The sequence below is a fragment of the Halopseudomonas oceani genome (assembly GCF_002903165.1).
GTDB lineage: Bacteria > Pseudomonadota > Gammaproteobacteria > Pseudomonadales > Pseudomonadaceae > Halopseudomonas > Halopseudomonas oceani.
The window spans coordinates 1-2966 of sequence record NZ_PPSK01000049.1 but is presented as its reverse complement, the minus strand read 5'-3'; the positions used below and the strand labels follow the sequence as shown (position 1 = coordinate 2966).

3 protein-coding genes are annotated in these 2966 nt (G+C 54.0%); 2 read left to right on the top strand and 1 reads right to left on the bottom strand.

Going from position 1 to position 2966, the window contains the following annotated elements; translation table 11 throughout:
• The first annotated feature begins 1165 nt into the window (after positions 1–1165).
• The gene (locus tag C1949_RS19130) at positions 1166–1795 is read left to right on the top strand and encodes a recombinase family protein (RefSeq protein WP_104739957.1); all 630 of its coding nucleotides are present in this window, start codon (positions 1166–1168) and stop codon (positions 1793–1795) included.
• Complete coding sequence (locus C1949_RS19125; RefSeq protein WP_308421320.1) at positions 1719–2129, top strand: KilA-N domain-containing protein; 411 nt, start codon at positions 1719–1721, stop codon at positions 2127–2129. The genes C1949_RS19130 and C1949_RS19125 overlap by 77 nt, the downstream gene beginning before the upstream one ends.
• Positions 2130–2324: 195 nt before the next feature.
• Here the strand turns inward: C1949_RS19125 and C1949_RS19120 are convergent.
• On the bottom strand, positions 2325–2966 hold a 642-nt coding region (locus C1949_RS19120), incomplete at its 5' end, for a hypothetical protein (protein ID WP_211287224.1).

Genomic DNA, 2966 nt, shown 5'->3' with positions numbered 1-2966 from the left:
CCCAGCGAGTTGAAGATGCATTTGGGAACTTGGCTAAAGAGCGCCCTCTTGACTTACCCCCGACCGACTAAACGCGAAATACAAGCAGCGACCTGCGCGCCTAAATAGAAACCTGAGAACGTCACTGCCCCTCAAGCGAAGGGCAGGACGTCACCTCGATTTAGCTGGTGTGGCAGAGAGGGCTGCAGAATGCGCAGCCATTTGATTGCGTGTAGTACCGTTTGGCTGCTTGCACTGCGGAGAAGCACCCGGAATGGTAACCAAGGGCGATTGGATATGTGGGCATCCAGCGGCAACCACGCTTATGAACCTCATGGTCGCCGTTGGCTTGTGCGTTGGTATTAACGTAATACTCTTCCATTGCTGGTTACCTCATCGTCTTTCGGTTTGAGTGGTACGCGGATGTTTCCGCGCATACTTCTCGGTCACGAATCTCCCGGAGACAGAACTCCGATGAAGGACTCGCTTGCTGCTACGTTTTCTAGTCATAAACACCTCTAAGTGATGTCAAAGCTAAGCGCAGCGCATCGACCGACAGACAAACCGCAAGCAGAGACGAACGGCCTTGTACATCAACCATCCCCCAGCTATATTCCGTCAACCGATGCGCGACGATAGCGTCTCGGGAAGGTCTACTGGCAACGTTTCCTAGGCGCACGCCAGATAGACGAACACAGCTCCGTTCTCTCTTTTCGAGGGTCTGGAGCTTTTTTATGGGCGTTGCTCTGCCCACAACTGCAGGTATAACGAAAACAAACCCACACGGTCAACGTTTTTTTGGCACAAACCAAACAATATGTAGTAAGTAGCCAAAAAATATACACACCATCTTGTGTGTGTGTGCAAAAATCGATCAAAATAACCGGCCTGATTTTTTCAGAAAAATCTGTGCGGCCTTAATAGATAATGGCTTCCAACCCGTTCCCCCCGTACCGGGTACGGGTCACGTTTTTTCGCCAACCTCTCCCGCAAACTTGAGCGCACCAAGCGAGCCCACAGCCTGCTCTCACCAGCCACAGGCCTACGCTCTTCTGCTGTTTCGTTTGGGTATACCTGAGCGACCACACGAACACAGCCATCAATCGTGTTCGTATAGACCATATTGACAACCTATACGAACACAACAATACTGACTACACCTTAACGAACACAAGGAGCAGTCAGCATGTACGTCCGGGCATACCTCCGAGCATCCACCCAAGAGCAGGACGCGACACGCGCCAAGGAAGCACTGACAGCCTTTGCAGAGCAGCATGGGCAGAAGATTGCCGCCTACTACGTCGAGAACCAGAGCGGAGCGTCTCTGCAGCGTCCTGAGCTGTTCCGTCTGCTGGACGATGCACACCCTGGCGATGTTCTGTTGATTGAGCAGGTCGACCGCCTATCACGCCTGACGGAGGATGACTGGCAGCAACTGCGGCAGACTATCAGAGCCAAGGGCGTCTTGGTTGTCGCTCTCGATCTGCCCACCTCTCACCAGTCCATGCAGCAGACCAACGCTGACGAGTTCACCGGGAGGATGCTGGCGGCAATCAACAACATGCTGCTGGACATGCTCGCAGCCATCGCCCGGAAGGACTACGAGGACAGACGCAGGAGGCAGGCTCAGGGCATCGAGAAGGCCAAGGCCAAGGGAGCGTTCAAGGGTAAGCAGATCGACAAGCAACTGCACCAGCGCATCCTGACCTGCCTGGCAAAAGGCATGAGCATCAGGGAGGCTGCAGCAGCGACAGGCGCAAGCACAGCCACAGTGCAGAGAGCCAAGAGCAGGGCTGCAGAGTCAGAGGCAGGCTGACACCAACATCATCACCCGCGAATACAACAACAACGTCTTCCACTTCCGCGAGGACGGCTACTTCAACATGACCAAGGCCGCTGAGGCGTTCGGGAAGGACTTGAGCAACTTCATGCGCTCGCCTGATGCGTTGGAGTACATCGAGGCGCTTTCTCAAACCGTGGATTCCACGGACTGCCCTGTGGTGCAAGCATTCAGGGGCGGGCGCACCCCCGGCACCTGGGGTCACCCCAAGCTGGCCGTCTTCTTCGCCCGCTGGCTGGACGTGAAGTTCGCCGTCTTCTGCGACATGGTCATCGACGACATCCTGAACAAGAAGGCTGAGCTGACCTGAGTGAGGAGAGCCCACTTAGTCCATCCCCTGACAAACCGATGCTGCAGGTCTCCGAGACTGGTACCCACAAGCTGGTGATGCGCTCCGCCCCCAAGCCCGGACGTTTCAGAAATGGATAACGAAGGTCATCCTGCCAGAGACCGGAAAGATGGTGCCTACGTCATGAGCGGAGAGAAGACCTACTCCAGCATTTCTTTAAAACTTGCCACTGATTGCCATTTGGTCGCAGACCGCCACGCGATACCGCCCCATTGTATCAAGCGGAAATCGGTCGCGTAGATTCACACTAGCAAATTCAAACGCCTTGGTGACACGGGCTGCGCTATTCCTATCATCGCCGTATAAGTCTAGGAGGGCACTATATCTTCTCACCCTTTCATTTTCGGAAACCGTTGAGTTGTTCGTATCCAAGCTGCCGGTATAGCAAGCCAGCACTAGAGCGCCAAGAAGATCAGACTTTCTCGCCACATAGCCGCCGAACTCTACTTTTTTGTCCATCGGAGATGCCAATGCGATGGCTTGGGCTTCACTTTCAGGCTGCCTGCATTCCTCCGCCTCTCTATCGGATATATCGTCACCGAATAACAACCGGGCGATACCATTCTTCTTATCCACCTCGTAATAGCACTTATTTTTATTACCGTACTCATGGTCAAAAACAGGAGCCTCATGCCACGCAAGCATCCCTTGGTCATTGAGACTAGTAGCTTCACTCACGGCATTTGTATGCCAGCACACTCCTGAGCCGTAAGGCCCGCTTGCCTCAGTTACTAGACGGCCTTGTTCGTCCTTCGTCCATATGCAATCTATACCTAGACTAGTAATGTGTGTCATCGC